We start from the raw sequence: 16541 nt of genomic DNA, 5'->3' as shown, positions 1-16541 counted from the left end.
CATTGGATTGTCGTTACAATCGACAGCAATATTAAAACGATAACCGGCGACTGGATGGTAGAAAAAAATAAAAGAATCCATGGGGTATGGGATAACCATTGGACTTACATATGTGCCGCTGCCGGTTCCAGCATCGGTTTGGGGGCACTTTGGAAGTTCCCCTATCTTGTAGGGGAGCATGGCGGAGCGGAATTTGTTCTGCTCTACCTGTTGTTTACTCTGGTGCTTGGGTTGCCTTTGCTGTTGGCGGAAACAACGTTGGGGCGTCGCGCTCGCCAGAGTCCGGTTAATGCCATTCGCTACTTGAGTAGGGAGTCGGGTTTAAGCCAGAAATGGGCAGCTCTGGGCTGGCTTGGCGTTATCACTGGCCTGTTGATCCTCTCCTACTATTCTGTGGTGGCTGGCTGGTCAATCCAGTACCTGCTGGATACCGCTACAGGTTCGCTGCAGGCAAAAAATGTGAATGATCATGCCGAGCATTTTCGACTGCTCCTGGATAACCCCAACCAGATGATGACCTGGCAGAGTGCTTTTATATTGTGCTCTGTTCTGGTTGTGATGCGGGGTGTGCACAAAGGGCTTGGCAATGCGGTTCGATGGCTGGTACCCATCATGCTGGTATTACTGCTGGTTTTAATTAACTTCAGTTATCAGCAAGGGGGGTTAGAGCTGGCTGCACGATTTATGTTTGATGTTGACTGGAGTCAGTTAACGGCATCCACCACATTGGCAGCCTTGGGGTTGGCCTGCTTTACCCTTAGCATCGGGGTGGGTTCAATGATGGCCTATGGTGCTTATATGCCAGACCACCCACCGGTGGCTCGAAATCTATTGGTGGTTACCCTGATTGGGTTGTTAGTGGCAGTTGGCTTTGGGATTGTTGTTTTTTCCATAGTCACCTCTAATCCAGAAGTAGATACCAGTACTGGGCCAGGACTGATTTTTGTAACGCTGCCGTGGGCATTTGCCAATATGTCGGGGGGGTTACTGTGGGGGGCGCTGTTTTTTTTGATGGCTCTGCTGGCTGCGTGGAGTTCGGCCATTTCACTGCTTGAGCCAGCGGTAGCCTGGCTGGTTGAGTCCACCCGGTGTAATCGATTCTTTGCGAGTCTTCTGGCGGGGCTGGCCGCCTGGGCGCTAGGCCTTGGAACCATTTTCTCGTTCAATCGATGGTTGGGTGATTTCAATTTCTATGGAATGGTAGATACTCTGACCAGCTCGCTGTTGTTACCGGTATCGGCGTTGCTGATTGCCATTTTTGTTGGTTGGCGAGTGCGATCAACTCTTCTGCGTGAAGAGCTGCACACGGAGCCTCATTGGCTTTACATGATCTGGACCGGGTTAATAAAGTTTATTTGCCCCCTCGCCATCGCTATCATTCTCGCCTCGGGAATCTATCAACTGTCAGGTGAGTACCTCTGATGTCCACCATTATTAATCGCAGTGCGCTGGTAATGCACTCTGCGCAGGCAATGTTTGATCTGGTTAACGATGTGGCTGCCTATCCGGAATTTATGGATGGCTGCGTGGCTGCCGAGATCCAGTCGCAGACCGATCACGAGATGGTGGCTCGGTTGACGCTGAAAAAATCCGGTGTCGGTCAGCAATTTACTACACGTAATCAATTGCAACGGCCGGAGCGCATTGAAATGTCCCTTGAGGATGGCCCATTTAAACGCTTGCTGGGAGTTTGGCAATTTAACGCACTTAGTGACTCGGCCTGTAAAGTCAGCCTTTCACTTGAGTTCGAATTCAAAAATTCGGTGCTCGCATTTGCGGCTTCGGGGTTATTTACCCAGGTCGCCAATAATTTGGTGGATTCTCTCTGTCGCCGTGCCGATCAGCTTTATGGATAGTTCTGAGTATGAGTAAATTAATTACTGTAGAAGTCGCATACGCTCTGCCGGACAAGCAGAAGATTATTGAGATGCAGGTAGAGGAGGGCACTACTGCCCGGCAGGCGGTTCTTGCCTCTGGTATCGACAATCACTTTCCGGGCATTGACCTGGAGAATGCCAGGTTGGGGATTTTCGGACAGGCTCTTGGCACCAAAGGGCTTGAGGCAGCAGAACGCTACCAGTTGCAACCGCGAGACCGGGTGGAGATATACCGCCCTTTGATTGCCGACCCGAAAGAGGTGCGCCGCAAGCGCGCCGAGAAAGCGAAGCAGCAAAGAGAGTCTTGAGCAGGGAATCTCTGTGTAGAGAGCCCGAAAAATAAAAAAGCCCGCAATGTGCGGGCTTTTTATGGAAAGATTGTTTATTCAGTTCCAACTTGCTTGGCGCTGGATGGAACAAAATCACCCACGATGTGGGTCAGCTTGCCATCTTCAAAAAATACCGTCAGTCGCTCGCGCTTTTCCGGTGATTGGCGGTCGTCCATGCTGTAAAAATAATCCCAGCGGTCTGAGTGGAAGCTATCCGCAATCAGTGGGGTGCCGAGAATAAACTGAACCTGGGCTTTGGTGCGGCCCGGCTCCAGCTGATCCACCATTTCCTGGGTGATGATATTGCCTTGCTGTATAGGAATCTTATATACGCCCGGAAACCCGAAATTTTGGCAGGCACTCAGGGTGAGCAACAGGGACGCGATGATAGTCAGTTGTAGTGTGCGGCGCATTTCAGGGGTTCCAGTCTGTGAAGCGAAAGGGGATAATACCCTCTCTAGAAAACGCTGAGAAGGGGTAGACACATGCCGAATGAAAATCAGGAGTTGCGCAAGGCGGGGCTGAAAGTCACCTTGCCGCGTCTCAAAATACTCCAGATTATGGAATCCGAGAGCAATCGACACCTCAGTGCTGAAGATGTCTACAAGGCCCTTTCCGATGCTGGCGATGATGTGGGAATTGCTACCGTCTACCGCGTATTGACCCAGTTTGAAGCTGCGGGTCTGGTTGAGCGGCACAACTTTGACAACGGTCCGGCGGTGTACGAGCTGGCCAGTGAAGAGCATCACGATCACATGGTGTGTTCGGTTACCGGGCAGGTGATTGAGTTTCACAGTGAAGAGATCGAGCAGCTGCAACACAAAATTGCCAGCGAGCACGGTTACGAAATTATTGGCCACAGCCTGGTTCTGTACGTCAAACCCAAGAAATAATACTTCTCAGTCACAAAACTTCTTTCGCCTGGATTTCCTTACTTACCTGCGGCGTTCGCTTTCCTTTATTAAGAGGATAGCGAGTTGCAGGTGTGCGGTATAAATAGGGCTGGGCTTGCTGTGACACGTCGTACTACCCATAGGTAAAGAGTCATCCACGGGGGCTCGAGGCCAGTATTCTTACTGCCCATGGTCACATCAAGCCCTGCCCTATTTATGCCCTCAAGCCAGAGTTAACCCTCTATATCAAGAGACTTTCGGGTAGCCTTTGGTCAGCTTTTTTCGTTCCCGAATCCAGTCACAAGCTACGCTTAAATCACTGGGTGAAGACGTGAGGTGAGACCATGCAGTGTCGCGCTGGCGAGCCGGAAAAAGCCTGGTTCCGGAGCAATCGCATTTATCATATGGGGGATGGCTGGTATTTCAGTACCAGAGAGGTTCCCACCGTTGGGCCACTGGATAGCCAAAATAGGGCTACTCGTGAAATGGAAGTCTTTGTCGATATTCTCAGAAAAGAAGGGCTACTGGCAGCGCAATACCAATTAAAGCTGCGAACACAGCTTAAGTGTTCAACGGTCAGTTAAACTGACTTTGCTACTCGAGCCCATCAAGCCGGACTATTTGATAATTCCAACATCTCCCGCGCATGCGTGCGGGTTTGATCGGTTATTGTCATTCCACCCAGCATTCGGGCAATCTCTTCCACTCGGTGGTCCTGCTCCAGCACCAGTAATTTGGTGTGGGTAGACTTTTTGTCACTGGCTTTACTCACCTGCCAATGATGGTGGGCACAACTGGCCACTTGTGGCAGGTGAGTTACACAGATCACCTGGCCCGGGTTACCCAGCTCTCGAAGCAGTTTTCCAACCACCGCGGCTGTGGAACCACCAATGCCCACGTCCACCTCGTCAAAGACCAGTGTTGGCTTGGTATTTACTTTGGCAGTGGCAACCTGGATAGCCAGACTGATTCGCGAAAGCTCACCACCGGAAGCAACCTTGCTTAACGGTTTGTGGGGTTGACCACTGTTAGTACGCACCACAAATTCAACCGATTCATTGCCGTGGAGACTTGGGTTGGCCTGAGTCAGGGAAACATTTAACTCGGCACCTTTCATCGCCAGATCCGGAAAGTAATCATTGACGGCTTTTGCCAGCTTGCTGGCAGTATGAGTTCTTTTTTCCGTCAATTCAGAGGCCATAGACTGATACTGACTGCGCAGGGTCTCTGCCTGTTTGGCCAAAGCTTCCAGATCCTGCTCCCCGCCACTGAGTTCGGCCAGTTCCTCCTGTAACTGCTGGTGTAGGGCCAGCAGTGCCTCCGGTTCTATACGGTGTTTGCGCGCCTGCTGATAAATAAGACTGAGGCGCTCTTCCACTTCCTGCAATTTTTCAGGATCGAGCTCAACGCTGTCCACATAATGACGCAAGTTATTACTGGCTTCTTCCACATGGATTTTTGCGCTGGTCAGCATCTCCTCTATTTCCAGCAGGGCAGATTGCTTACCAGGGATAGCTCCCACGAGTGAACATGCCTGGCTGAGGCCGCTCAGCAGGCTGAAGTGGTCGTCTTCACTGCAGAGGGATAACAGGCGATGAGTATCAGTGAGTACATGCTCGGCATTGGCCAGCAGTTTTTGCTGATGCTCCAGTTCTTCCAGCTCACCAGTTTTCAGGCTCAGATCATCCAGCTCCTGAACCTGGAAACTTAATAACTCGCGTCGGGCATTCAGTTCGGAGCTTTGAGTGGATAGCTGCTCCAGTTGTTTCTGGCACTGGCGCCAGACCTGGTAAGCGTCGGCGGTCTGCTCGGCGAGTGATTGGTGACCGCCAAATGCGTCCAGAAGTACCCGGTGAGTGTCGCGGCGCAATAGTGATTGATGCTCGTGCTGGCTGTGAATGTCGATCAACAGTTCGCCAAATTGTTGCAGCTGCTGCATGGTGGCGGGTTGGCCGTTGATATAGCCCCGTGAGCGACCATCGCGTGAGAACACCCGTCGCAGCAGGCATTCGTCATCACTCTCAAAATCGTGCTCTGCCAACCAGTGCCTGGCGTCGCTGAGGCCGGCAATCTCAAATCGGGCGCTCACTTCGGCGCGATTGGCTCCCTGGCGAATGCGGTCGCTGTCGGCACGATCACCCAGTGCCATGGATAAGGCATCCAGGGTAAGGGATTTACCCGCACCGGTTTCACCTGTGATGGCGGTCATACCGCTGGCAAAGTCCACTTCCAACGACTCCACCAGGGTGAAATTCTGAATGTTGAGAGATAGTAGCACTGGTTATTTATTCAGTAGTTTTTGGGTGAGCCCATCATAAACCGATTATCTGTTCTTTGAGAAGCTCTGTAGGGGTTGAAACTTCATAGTGGAGCCCCATATACCGGTCAAACACAGTAACAACCGCAATATTGACGGAGAACAGCGTGTCCAGTGAAGACAAAAATGCTCAGTGCGAAGAGCAGTCAATCGAAGAGGTAGCTGCTGAGCAGCAGGTGGATCAACAGCCGGAAGAGCAGCCGGATGCCCTGGATCAGCTGCAGCAGGATCTAGACAACGCCAGAGAGGATTTGCTGCGTGCCCAGGCCGAGATGCAAAACGTGCGTCGTCGCAGCGAGCGCGATGTGGAGAATGCACACAAGTTCGCGCTGGAAAAATTTGTCGGTGAATTACTGCCGGTGGTGGATAACCTGGAGCGAGCGTTGGCGGTTGAAGACGGTCAGGCCTCGGAAGGTATTCAACTGACTCTGAAAAGTTTTATCGACGTGCTGGCGCGCTTCAAGGTAGAAGCTGTTGACCCTGCTGGCCAGCCGTTTGACCCGGAGTTGCATCAGGCAATGAGCATGGTGCCTAACCCGGATATGGAAAATAACACCGTGCTGGAAGTATTCCAGAAGGGCTACACCCTGAGTGGCCGCCTGGTACGCCCGGCCATGGTTGTAGTGGTTAAAAACTGACAATAGGGCGTAGCCCTATTGTCATCCTGAGCGTAGCGAAGGATCTCAGGCTTGGCAAAGAGCGAGATTGTCGCCCTGGGGTGCCCAACGCGCTTTTGTCTACGCTGCACTCAGAATGACAGGAAATACAAAGTCGGGGTTGAAAGCGGGGTGAACAACCCCATATCAACACCAAGCGAATGAAGATCTGAGCCTAAGGGCTTACTAAAGTTTCTGGAGAACAGAGAAATGGGAAAAATCATCGGTATCGACCTGGGTACTACCAACTCCTGTGTGGCAGTACTGGAAGGCGACAAAGTTAAAGTAATCGAGAACGCAGAAGGTTCTCGCACCACGCCATCCATTGTTGCTTACAACGACGACAACGAGGTACTGGTAGGACAGTCTGCCAAGCGCCAGGCGGTAACTAACCCGAACAATACCCTGTTCGCCGTTAAGCGTCTGATCGGTCGTCGTTTTGAGGACGATGTGGTTCAGAAAGACATCAAAATGGTGCCGTACAAAATTGTTAAAGCTGACAATGGCGACGCCTGGGTAGAAGTGAAAGGCGAGAAAAAAGCCGCGCCTCAGATCTCTGCCGAAGTTCTGAAAAAGATGAAGAAAACCGCCGAGGATTATCTGGGCGAAAAAGTTACCGAAGCGGTGATTACTGTTCCGGCTTACTTTAACGACTCCCAGCGTCAGGCGACCAAAGACGCCGGTCGTATCGCTGGTCTGGATGTAAAACGTATCATTAACGAACCGACCGCCGCTGCACTGGCTTACGGTATGGACAAAGCCAAGGGCGACCACGTAATTGCGGTATACGACCTGGGTGGTGGTACCTTTGACGTTTCCATTATCGAAATTGCCGACGTAGACGGCGAGCACCAGTTTGAAGTACTCGCCACCAATGGTGACACCTTCCTGGGTGGTGAAGACTTCGACCTGCGCCTGATCGAATATCTGGCCGAAGAGTTCAAGAAAGAGAACGGCATCGACCTGCACAACGACCCGCTGGCTCTGCAGCGCCTGAAAGAAGCTGCCGAAAAAGCGAAAATTGAGCTGTCCTCCAGCCAGCAGACCGAAGTAAACCTGCCGTACATCACTGCGGACGCCACCGGTCCCAAGCACTTGGTTGTTAAGCTGACTCGCGCCAAGCTGGAGTCCCTGGTAGAGGAGCTGGTTAAACGCTCTTTGGAGCCTTGCCGTATCGCTCTGCAGGACGCTGGCAAATCAGCTTCCGAAATCGACGATGTAATTTTGGTGGGCGGTCAAACCCGTATGCCGATGGTGCAGGCGAAAGTGGCTGAGTTCTTCGGTAAAGAGCCGCGTAAAGATGTAAACCCGGATGAAGCCGTAGCTATCGGTGCTGCCATTCAGGGCGCAGTTCTGGCTGGTGATGTTAAAGACGTACTGCTGCTGGACGTTACTCCGTTGACACTGGGTATTGAAACTATGGGTGGCGTTGCCACTGCATTGATCGAGAAAAACACCACTATCCCGACCAAGAAGTCTCAGGTGTTCTCAACTGCCGATGACAACCAGACTGCGGTAACCATTCACGTGGTTCAGGGTGAGCGTAAGCAAGCGGCGCAGAACAAGTCACTGGGTCGTTTCGACCTGGCAGACATTCCGCCAGCCCCGCGCGGCATGCCGCAGATCGAAGTAACCTTCGACATCGATGCCAACGGTATCCTGAACGTTCACGCTAAAGACAAGGCGACCGGCAAAGAACAGTCCATCGTGATCAAGGCCAACTCCGGTTTGTCCGATGACGAAGTTGATCAAATGATTCGCGACGCTGAAGCGAATGCTGCTGACGACGCCAAGTTCGAAGAGCTGGTTCAGGCGCGCAACAGCGCGGATGGCCTTGCTCACGCCGCCAAGAAAACTTTGGAAGAAGCCGGTGACAAAGCCACCGCTGAAGAGAAAGCTGCTATTGAAGCGGCTATCGCCGAAGTGGAAGAGGCTGTTAAAGGCGACGACAAAGAGAAGATGGACGAAGCGGCCAAGAAACTGTCCGAAGCCACTTCCGGTCTGGCTCAGAAGATGTACGCCGAGCAAGCTGAAAAAGCCCAGGCTCAAGGCGGCGCTGATGCCGAGCAACCGGCTGGTGACGACGTCGTTGACGCCGAGTTTGAAGAAGTTAAAGACGACCAGAAGTAATTGGCCGCACGTCGCACGTCGCACGTCGCACGTCTGACGTCGCACGCTAAAAGTACCACTCTATGTGGATCGGGTTTTGGTCCGTCAAGAATGGTCGTAGCTGGTAAGGTATTTGATAGACTAAACCCGACCTGCAAGCTGCTTGGTTTTAGCGTGCGACATGCGACATCAGACGTGCGACCTCTGGTGCACTTTTCGAAGCGCGGGGCAAAGTCCCGCGTTTGTATTTGTTAAAAACGCTGAAGCAAAAACATGTCCAAACGCGATTATTACGAAATTCTCGGTGTCGAAAAAAGCGCCAGCGAGCAGGAAATCAAAAAAGCCTATCGCCGGGTAGCGATGAAGTTTCACCCGGACCGTAATCCGGATAACAAAGAAGCCGAAGACAAGTTCAAGGAAGCGTCTGAAGCCTACGAAGTACTGTCCGACAAAGAGAAAAAAGCTGCTTACGATCAGTTTGGTCATGCCGGTGTTGATGGTCAGGGCGGATTTGGCGGTGGTGCCGGTGGCTTTGGCGGCGGTAACTTCAGCGATATTTTTGGTGATGTATTTGGCGACATCTTTGGCGGCGGTGGCCGCGGCCGTGGTCGTAGTGGTCCGCGCCGAGGAGCCGACCTAAGCTATCGCATGGAACTGACCCTGGAAGAAGCGGTAAAAGGCGTCTCCAAACAGATTAAAGTTCCAACACTGGTCAATTGCGGAACCTGTGATGGCAGTGGCGCTAAAAAAGGCACCCAGCCGACCACTTGTGGCACTTGTCACGGTAGTGGCCAGGTGCGTATGCAGCAGGGCTTTTTTGCAGTTCAGCAACCTTGTCCAACCTGTCGTGGTCGCGGTAAAGAGATCAAGGATCCCTGCCCAAGTTGCTATGGCCAGGGTCGTGTTGAGAAAACTAAAACCCTTTCCGTCACAATTCCTGCAGGTGTTGATACCGGTGATCGGATTCGCCTGTCCGGCGAAGGTGAAGCTGGACCGGAGGGTGGACCTGCTGGTGACCTGTACGTGGAAGTCATGGTGCGCGAGCACAATATTTTCCATCGTGATGGCAAGAATCTCTATTGCGAAGTGCCGATCAGTTTTGTCGATGCCGCACTGGGTGGCGAGCTGGAAGTACCTACTCTGGATGGGCGTGTAAAACTGAAAGTACCTGCCGAAACTCAAACCGGCAAATTGTTCCGCATGCGTGGTAAAGGGGTAACTCCGGTGCGCGGTGGCTCTACGGGTGACCTGCTGTGCCGCGTGGTAGTGGAAACCCCGGTTAACCTCAGCAGCGAACAGAAAGAGTTGTTGAAAAAACTGCAGGAGAGTTTTGAAGGCGGCGATAACTCGCCGCGTAAAACGTCCTGGTTCGATGGTGTAAAGAGCTTCTTTGATAAGCTCTGATGTAATTAGGTTGTAGTTAAAACTATCGGAAAGCCTGCGAGAATATCGCAGGCTTTTTTTTGACTAAGAATAGGTCTGGTCAGTTGATTTAACGCAATTGTCGAGACGTATAAGTGGTGTATGTTGGCGGTAGAACATACGCCACGAGTCGCTATGATAGTTGAGTATCCAAACCCCGAAATTAACGCCAGCCTGAAGTGGTACATCCACGATTTCAGGCTGGCACACTCCTGTCTGTATTACTGATTTTTTCGCAACTGACTATTTGTTTGCGCATCACTGTTGTGGTGCGGATGTCTTTTTTTGTTGAGGAAAAAATCATGAAACGCATTCCAGAACCTTTCCGTATAAAGATGGTTGAGCCCATCAAAATGACCACTGAACAAGAGCGAAAAGAAGCGCTTGTCGAAGCTGGTTATAACCCCTTCCTGCTTAAAAGTGAAGATGTCTATATCGACTTGCTGACTGACTCGGGGACCGGTGCCATGAGTGCCAACCAGTGGGCAGGCCTAATGGTGGGTGACGAGGCCTATGCGGGAAGCCGTAGCTTTGTAAAGCTGGAGGAGTCGGTAAGAACCCTGTTTCGATACAAGTACGTCATTCCCGTGCATCAGGGACGCGGAGCAGAGCAAATCCTGTTTCCCAATATGGTAAAGCGTAAAAAGGCAATCAAACCTGTATTTATCTCTAATTACCATTTCGACACCACGGCAGCTCATGTGGAGCTCAGTGGAGCCAAAGCAATTAATGTTCTGACACCGGAAGCAACTGACACGGCAACCTGGCATGACTTTAAGGGGAATTTCGACCTGCCAAGGCTGGCGGCTACGATTGAGGAGCATGGCGCTGAAAATGTCGTAGGTATCATCGTAACTGTTACCTGTAACTCCGCTGGCGGCCAGCCGGTGTCGATGGCCAACATCCGTGCGGTGTCTGAGTTGGCGCGTGCCAACAATATTACGGTTGTGATTGATGCTGCCCGTTTTGCGGAAAATGCCTGGTTTATCAAACAGCGGGAACCCGGTTATGCCGATAAACCCATTGGTGATGTTATTCGTGAGATGTTCAGTTATGCCGACGTTTTTACCATGTCTGCGAAAAAAGACCCGATGGTGAATATGGGTGGGCTTTGCTGCTTCAAGGAAGATGAAGAGCTGTACCGCGCTGCACAGGTGCTCTGTGTGCCGATGGAGGGGTTTATCACGTACGGTGGTCTTAATGGTCGCGATATGGAAGCTCTCAATATTGGATTGTGGGAGTGCGCCGATGAAGACTTCCTGAAATATCGCATAGGTCAGGTTGAATATCTTGGCGAGCGTTTGCGGGAAGGGGGCATTCCTATTCAGTATCCAACGGGCGGCCACGCTGTCTTTGTGGATGCTGGTAAATTGTTGCCTCATATTCCTGCCGATCAATTCCCGGCCCATGCGCTGGCTAATGAGCTCTATCTGGAAGGTGGTGTTCGTGGTGTGGAAATTGGCTCACTGCTCCTGGGCCGTGAGCCTGAGACTGGCGAACAGAAGGCTTCTCCGTTTGAGCTGTTGCGACTAACCATCCCACGTCGTGTCTACACCAATGATCATATGGACTATATCGCTGATTGTCTGATCGCGATTCGCGAACGTGCCAGTGATATCAAGGGGTTGGAATTTGAGTATGAGCCGCCTGTATTGAGGCACTTTACCGCCAGGTTGAAACCGGCAGAATAGGAAGAGACAAAATAGCGAATATCTGCAGGTGCGCACAGCGCACCTGCAGGCTTATCTGGTTTCAGAATGGAAGGCTGATCAGAAATTACCCTGTTGCTTCCGCTACCTCTTTCACCAGTCTTCGCAACCATTTGTGGGCCGAGCTGTATTGCAGTAGAGGGCTCCAGGCCATTTTCAATTCAATGGGCTCAATTGGGAAAGGCGGTTCACGCACTTCCAGATTGGGGCTGTCCAGAAACAACTGGGCAAATCGGTGTGGTACGGTGGCGATCAGGTCTGGTTGCTGGGCAAGATGTGCAGCAACCTGATAGTGGCGGGTAAATACCCTTATCCGCCTTTTTTTATTCAATTCAGCCAAGGCATCATCTACCCAGCCAAGTTTTTGCAATGACTGCGGATCCATACCAGTGCCGACCCCCGCGCCGCTTTTGCTCACCCAGATGTGGGGCATGGTCAGGTAATTATCGAGATTGAAATCTTTTAAAGCCGGGTTGTTGCGGTGGATCAGGCAGGCAAAGCCGTCATGCCACAATGGCAACTGGTGAAACGACTGTGGAAGATAATCAAATCGATTGATGGCGAGATCAACCTGGCCCTTTTCTACATCCTGAAAGGTCACATCAGACGGTGTGAGAATATCCAGAGTAATATAGGGTGACTCATCGCGGATCCTTGATAACAAGGCTGGAAGCAGCGTCGCCTCCGCGTAATCCGATGCCATAATTCGAAATACCTGACGGCTGGTGGCGGGGTTGTATTCCGCTGCTGGCTGTAGAACCTGTTCCGTGCTGACCAGAATCTCCCGAATCAGCGGCTCCAGTTCCAGTGCCCGCTCTGTTGGCTTCATGCCGCTGCCAGTGCGAATCAGTAATGGGTCTTTAAACAGTTCCCGAAGCCTGCGCAGGCTGTTGCTCATCGCTGGCTGGGTGATGCCGAGCCGCTCGGCCGCACGGGAGACATTGCGCTCCTGTAACAGCACATCGAGGTATACCAGCAGATTCAGGTCAATTCGGGAAAGATTCATGGCGTGAATAGTACCAGAGTATTTAACCTAAAGGTTCGCGGCTGAAGCCGCTCCTACAACCTACTATGTAAGAGAGGCTTTAACTGCAGCTAAGCCACAATTAGGGTTGCTGTTTTCAATCTGTCCGATAGACTCGCAGCCATATATCAGATTAACCAGGTGAGTAACCAGAATGACCAGAATTGCAATTGCCGGAGCCGCTGGCCGAATGGGAAAAGAATTAATTCAGGCTGTCGCTGCCAGTTCGGAGTGTCGCCTCGCGGCTGCGACCGTACGTCCTGACAGTAGCCTGATTGGTGCTGATGCTGGCGAGTTGGCCGGGGTAGGCAAGCTGGGTGTGCACCTAAGTGGTGATTTGAAAGCTGTTGCTGACCAGTTTGATGTGTTGATCGACTTCACCACGATTGAACTGACCCTGCAAAATGCTGAAGTCTGTGCTGCTGCCGGCAAAGGTATGGTGATTGGCACTACAGGATTTAATGATAAGCAGAAAACACAACTGATTGATGCGTCGGAAAAGGTTGGCATCTGCCTGGCATCAAATTTCAGTACCGGGGTAAACCTTTGCTTTAAATTGCTGGAAATTGCTGCACGTGTGATGGGTGAAGATTCGGATATCGAAATTGTCGAAGCCCACCACCGCCATAAAGTGGATGCACCTTCCGGTACAGCGTTGAGTATGGGCCAAGTAGTGGCAGACACGCTGGGACGTGATTTGAAAAAAGTTGCCGTCTACGGTCGTGAAGGTCAGACCGGTGCCCGTGAGAGGGAAACTATCGGTTTTGCCACCGTTCGTGCTGGCGATATTGTCGGTGATCATACTGTGATGTTCTGCGCTGATGGCGAGCGCGTGGAAATTACCCACAAAGCGCAAAGTCGACAGGCATTTGCTCGTGGTGCCGTGCGGGCAGCAGACTGGATTGCCAATGCCGGCAGTGGCTTTTTTGATATGCAGGATGTGCTGGAGCTGAAGTAAACCCGACAGCAAGCGGCGGATTAGATGTGCCGCTTGTCTATACTTGGAGTGTTAGGGCCAACAGGCCCTAGAAAGGAGGGTTGTATTGTGTTTTTGAAAGACAAAAACAACGGTCACTTGGTGGAAGTGCTCAATCTCGCCATGCTCTTTGATCCATTTAAGAAGGTGGTAGAAGGGCGCTCACATTTTGGTGAGGAGGCCCAGGATCCTGAGGAGTTTGTAAAAAAAGAGCTGGAGTTTATGTCCGGTGAGCACCTGCCGCGCTGCTGGCTCGATCCCCATTATCGGGATCATGAGTTGCAGCGCTCCTGATCATCCCAGTTGGGCAATAATTGCCGCCAACACGCTCAGCTGATCTTTATCAGAACAGTCAATGGTGATTTGCGCGTACTGCTTGTACAGTTCCTGACGCTCTTCAAATACATCTTCAAGAGTTTGTTCAGGACGTCTTGCGATACCACGAGTATCGTAGTTGTGAATACGACGTCGCAACTCATCCAGCGGTGTGTCCAGAAATACAATTGTTCCCTGGTCTTTCAGGTGGTTCATACCGGCATCGCTGTACACCACGCTGCCACCAGTCGCTACGACTTTGCCGTGACAGTCGGTACTCAGCAGTACGGCTTCCTCAATGCGGCGCAGATTCAGGTAATCAGTTGTGTCGATAATGTCCTGCAGGGTTTGACCGGTATGTACCTGGATTGACACATCGGTATCGAGAAAATCAAAGCCGAGTTCTTTGGCCAATTGCACGCCAAGGGTGCTTTTTCCGGCGCCGGGCATGCCAATCAAGATAACGCCATTGTGTGAGCTTGTATTCATTGAGTCGCCGTAATCTTAAAAAGGCATCATTATAAAGATAGCTCTTCCTAGTGAAAGCCCTGATTGTTATTCCCGGCGACGATAATCGCGCGGCGACATGCCCGTCCACTGCTTAAAGGCGCGGGTGAATGAACTGGGTTCGGTAAAGCCGGTATATCGAGCAACTTCTTCTACCGGACAATTCTCTTTAGCCAGTTTGCTGATGGCAAGATCGCGTCGAATACGATTTTTGATTTGCTGGTAGCTTGTGCCATCGGCAGTTAAGCGACGATGCAGAGTTTGGGGGCTGATTTTTAAGGATCGAGCCAATTCGTCAATTTTCGGGAACAGCAGTTGATCCCCTTCTACCTTGAGCAGCATACGCTGAATTTGCGCGGACAGGCTGAAGTCCTCTCCGGGAATGGTCATCAGATCCGCTGGAGAGTTGGTCAGGAAATCCTTCAACTCCAGCTGGGAGCGAATTAACGGTTTGTCGAGATAGCTGCGCAAAAAGTGCAGGCGACAGTTGGACTGATCAAAATTAAGTTGGCATGGGAAGATGTAGCGCAGCTCTTTTTCGTAGTCCGGAAGTGGGTAGTCAAGATCAACCGAGGTTAGGTGGATGCTTTCACCAATATACCAGCTGGGGAAGCGGTGCCAGATAACCAACCAGAATTCGCGGTAAAAGTGCTGGGGATCCAGTGCTGGTTGATTGAACTGTATGTCGATGATTGCCTGGTCGCCTTTTTCCAGCAACTTCATCTGAATGCCATCGCAAAACAGATTGTAAAAATGAATACCGGTGCGCAGCAGGGTGCCGAGGTTGCTGCAATGGCTGACAGTTTCGGCCATCAACGCAAAAACGCCATTTTTACAGCGGTCCGGCACAAAGCCCATGAACTCGTCACCCATTTCTCGCCATATGGTTTGCACCAATTGGGTCATCTGGTCTGCGTGGACACGGGTGTCGTCACGGTTGAGCAGGTTGGGGTGAATGTTGGCCTTGGCCAATAATGGTCCTACATCAAGGCCATTTTGGATGGCCCCCTGTAATGCGGCCTGAACGTAATGGATGCCGATAGTAGCCATAATGAAAATGAGAAAAAATGTTGTTTAATGGGCGGTTTGTTTCCGAATTATGGCAAATATATAACTTTGATGGCAATAAATGCTATGAAAATGTGCCGCTTTTGCCATTCCGATTTACCTTTCCGAGAGCTAGATTTATGTAATCACTATGCGAGTAAGGCTGTTGAACAATGAATTTTTCTCTCACCGAAGAACAACAGATGATACAAGATATGGCGCGCCAGTTCGCTGAGGCTGAATTGGCACCTGTGTCGGCAGAGCTTGACGAAACCGGTGATCGAGCACTTTTTCTGGGTAAGTTGCAGCAGTTGGCCGAGCTGGGTTTTATGGGGCTCAATATCAATGCTCAATACGGTGGCGTAGAGGCTGGCTCAGTGGCGTTCAGCCTGGCAATTACCGAGCTGGCTCGAGGCTGTGCATCCACTGCTGTGACCGTGTCGGTCACCAACATGGTGGCAGAAGTTATTCAGACTATCGGCAGCGATGAGCAAAAGGAGCGTTATCTACCCAAACTTTGCTCTGGAGAATACCGGGCCGGTGCCTTTTGTTTGACCGAGCCAAATGCAGGGTCTGATCCGGCTAGCATGCGTACCAAGGCGGTGCGCGAAGGTGATGAGTGGGTGCTTAACGGAAGTAAGATTTTTATTACCAGCGCCGAGTATGCCGGTGTCTTTGTGGTATGGGCCGTAACGGATCCGAACGCTGCAAAAGGTAAAGGTATTTCCTGCTTTCTGGTAGAGGAAGGTACACCGGGCCTGGTGATTGGTAAGGCCGAAGAAAAGATGGGGCAGAAGGCTTCGGTCACTAACGAGGTGTTGTTTGATAATTGCCGCATTCCGGCCAGCGCTATGATGGGCAAAGAGAATGACGGATTTCGCATCGCTGTGGCCGAGTTGGCTGGTGGTAGAATCGGCATCGGTTCACTGGCACTGGGAGTTGGCTTGGCCGCAATGGACTATGCGCGCAGCTACCTGTTGCAGCGCAATCAATTTGGTCGTCCGCTTGCAGATTTTCAGGGATTGCAGTGGATGCTGGCAGATCGCTATACCGAACTAGAGGCGGCGCGATTGCTGTTGATGCAGGCAGCGGATTTGAAACAGCGTGGTCAGCCGTTTGCAAGCCAGGCATCCATGGCAAAACTGTTCGCCACCGAGAAAGGCAATGACGCATGTTATACAGCGCTGCAAATGATGGGCGGTAACGGCTATATTCGCGAGTATCCCCTGGAACGAATGGCTCGCGATAATCGGGTGACCACAATCTATGAGGGCACCAGTGAAGTTCAGCGTTTGATTATCGCAAGAGAACTGCTTCGAGCTGCAGGCTGATATCTAATAGTATCCAGAATCAGGAGTTA

The 16541-nt window shown here is 51.5% G+C and carries 17 protein-coding genes; 12 read left to right on the top strand and 5 right to left on the bottom strand.

Going from position 1 to position 16541, the window contains the following annotated elements; all coding sequences use genetic code 11:
* The first annotated feature begins 54 nt into the window (after positions 1-54).
* The 3 genes from QP938_11045 to QP938_11035 are packed head-to-tail and all read left to right on the top strand — an operon-like array spanning position 55 to position 2185.
* Positions 55-1422, top strand: coding sequence for a sodium-dependent transporter (locus QP938_11045; GenBank protein ID WIO73824.1), 1368 nt, complete (start codon positions 55-57; stop codon positions 1420-1422).
* Entirely contained in the window at positions 1422-1856 is a 435-nt protein-coding gene (locus tag QP938_11040) for a type II toxin-antitoxin system RatA family toxin (GenBank protein WIO73823.1), read from the top strand. The genes QP938_11045 and QP938_11040 overlap by 1 nt, the downstream gene beginning before the upstream one ends.
* A gap of 2 nt (positions 1857-1858) precedes the next feature.
* Complete coding sequence (locus tag QP938_11035) at positions 1859-2185, top strand: RnfH family protein (protein WIO75658.1); 327 nt, start codon at positions 1859-1861, stop codon at positions 2183-2185.
* A 74-nt stretch (positions 2186-2259) separates the two neighbouring features.
* On the opposite strand, the gene bamE is transcribed toward QP938_11035, so the two are convergent.
* Complete coding sequence (bamE, locus tag QP938_11030; GenBank protein WIO73822.1) at positions 2260-2619, bottom strand: outer membrane protein assembly factor BamE; 360 nt, start codon at positions 2617-2619, stop codon at positions 2260-2262.
* Positions 2620-2691: 72 nt separating this feature from the next.
* On the opposite strand from bamE, the gene fur reads away from it, so the two are divergent.
* Together fur and QP938_11020 are read left to right on the top strand one after the other, a co-directional pair.
* Entirely contained in the window at positions 2692-3099 is a 408-nt protein-coding gene (fur, locus tag QP938_11025) for a ferric iron uptake transcriptional regulator (protein WIO73821.1), read from the top strand.
* 344 nt (positions 3100-3443) lie between these two features.
* Positions 3444-3683 carry a DUF6316 family protein gene (locus QP938_11020; GenBank protein ID WIO73820.1) on the top strand — a complete coding sequence of 80 codons (240 nt, stop codon included), beginning with the start codon at positions 3444-3446 and terminating at the stop codon, positions 3681-3683.
* A gap of 23 nt (positions 3684-3706) precedes the next feature.
* Here QP938_11020 and recN read toward each other — a convergent pair whose 3' ends face one another.
* Entirely contained in the window at positions 3707-5377 is a 1671-nt protein-coding gene (gene recN, locus QP938_11015; GenBank protein ID WIO73819.1) for a DNA repair protein RecN, read from the bottom strand.
* A 146-nt stretch (positions 5378-5523) separates the two neighbouring features.
* Between recN and grpE the strand changes: the two genes are divergently transcribed.
* The 4 genes from grpE (at position 5524) to QP938_10995 (ending at position 11294) form a co-directional block, all read left to right on the top strand.
* The gene (gene grpE, locus QP938_11010; GenBank protein WIO73818.1) at positions 5524-6054 is read left to right on the top strand and encodes a nucleotide exchange factor GrpE; all 531 of its coding nucleotides are present in this window, start codon (positions 5524-5526) and stop codon (positions 6052-6054) included.
* A gap of 228 nt (positions 6055-6282) precedes the next feature.
* Entirely contained in the window at positions 6283-8202 is a 1920-nt protein-coding gene (dnaK, locus tag QP938_11005) for a molecular chaperone DnaK (GenBank protein ID WIO73817.1), read from the top strand.
* A 252-nt stretch (positions 8203-8454) separates the two neighbouring features.
* Positions 8455-9585, top strand: a complete 1131-nt coding sequence (gene dnaJ, locus QP938_11000; GenBank protein WIO73816.1) for a molecular chaperone DnaJ — start codon at positions 8455-8457, stop codon at positions 9583-9585.
* A 320-nt stretch (positions 9586-9905) separates the two neighbouring features.
* The gene (locus QP938_10995) at positions 9906-11294 is read left to right on the top strand and encodes a tryptophanase (protein ID WIO73815.1); all 1389 of its coding nucleotides are present in this window, start codon (positions 9906-9908) and stop codon (positions 11292-11294) included.
* Positions 11295-11379: 85 nt separating this feature from the next.
* Here the strand turns inward: QP938_10995 and QP938_10990 are convergent, their stop codons facing one another.
* A complete protein-coding gene (locus QP938_10990; protein ID WIO73814.1) occupies positions 11380-12318 on the bottom strand; it encodes a LysR family transcriptional regulator in 939 nt (312 codons plus the stop codon).
* Positions 12319-12490: 172 nt separating this feature from the next.
* Here QP938_10990 and dapB point away from each other — a divergent pair, with 172 nt between their 5' ends.
* Together dapB and QP938_10980 are read left to right on the top strand one after the other, a co-directional pair.
* The gene (dapB, locus tag QP938_10985; protein WIO73813.1) at positions 12491-13294 is read left to right on the top strand and encodes a 4-hydroxy-tetrahydrodipicolinate reductase; all 804 of its coding nucleotides are present in this window, start codon (positions 12491-12493) and stop codon (positions 13292-13294) included.
* An 87-nt stretch (positions 13295-13381) separates the two neighbouring features.
* Entirely contained in the window at positions 13382-13606 is a 225-nt protein-coding gene (locus QP938_10980; protein WIO73812.1) for an acetyltransferase, read from the top strand.
* Here QP938_10980 and QP938_10975 read toward each other — a convergent pair whose 3' ends face one another.
* A complete protein-coding gene (locus QP938_10975) occupies positions 13607-14116 on the bottom strand; it encodes a shikimate kinase (GenBank protein ID WIO73811.1) in 510 nt (169 codons plus the stop codon). It abuts the gene before it with no gap.
* A 66-nt stretch (positions 14117-14182) separates the two neighbouring features.
* On the bottom strand, positions 14183-15184 hold the full coding sequence (locus QP938_10970) for an AraC family transcriptional regulator (GenBank protein ID WIO73810.1): 1002 nt from the start codon (positions 15182-15184) through the stop codon (positions 14183-14185).
* Between the two features lie 170 nt (positions 15185-15354).
* Between QP938_10970 and QP938_10965 the strand changes: the two genes are divergently transcribed.
* Complete coding sequence (locus QP938_10965; GenBank protein ID WIO73809.1) at positions 15355-16512, top strand: acyl-CoA dehydrogenase family protein; 1158 nt, start codon at positions 15355-15357, stop codon at positions 16510-16512.
* Positions 16513-16541: the final 29 nt, after the last annotated feature.

This window comes from Porticoccaceae bacterium LTM1 (assembly GCA_030252795.1).
GTDB lineage: Bacteria > Pseudomonadota > Gammaproteobacteria > Pseudomonadales > Porticoccaceae > SCSIO-12696.
This window is presented reverse-complemented; position numbering and strand designations above follow the sequence as displayed.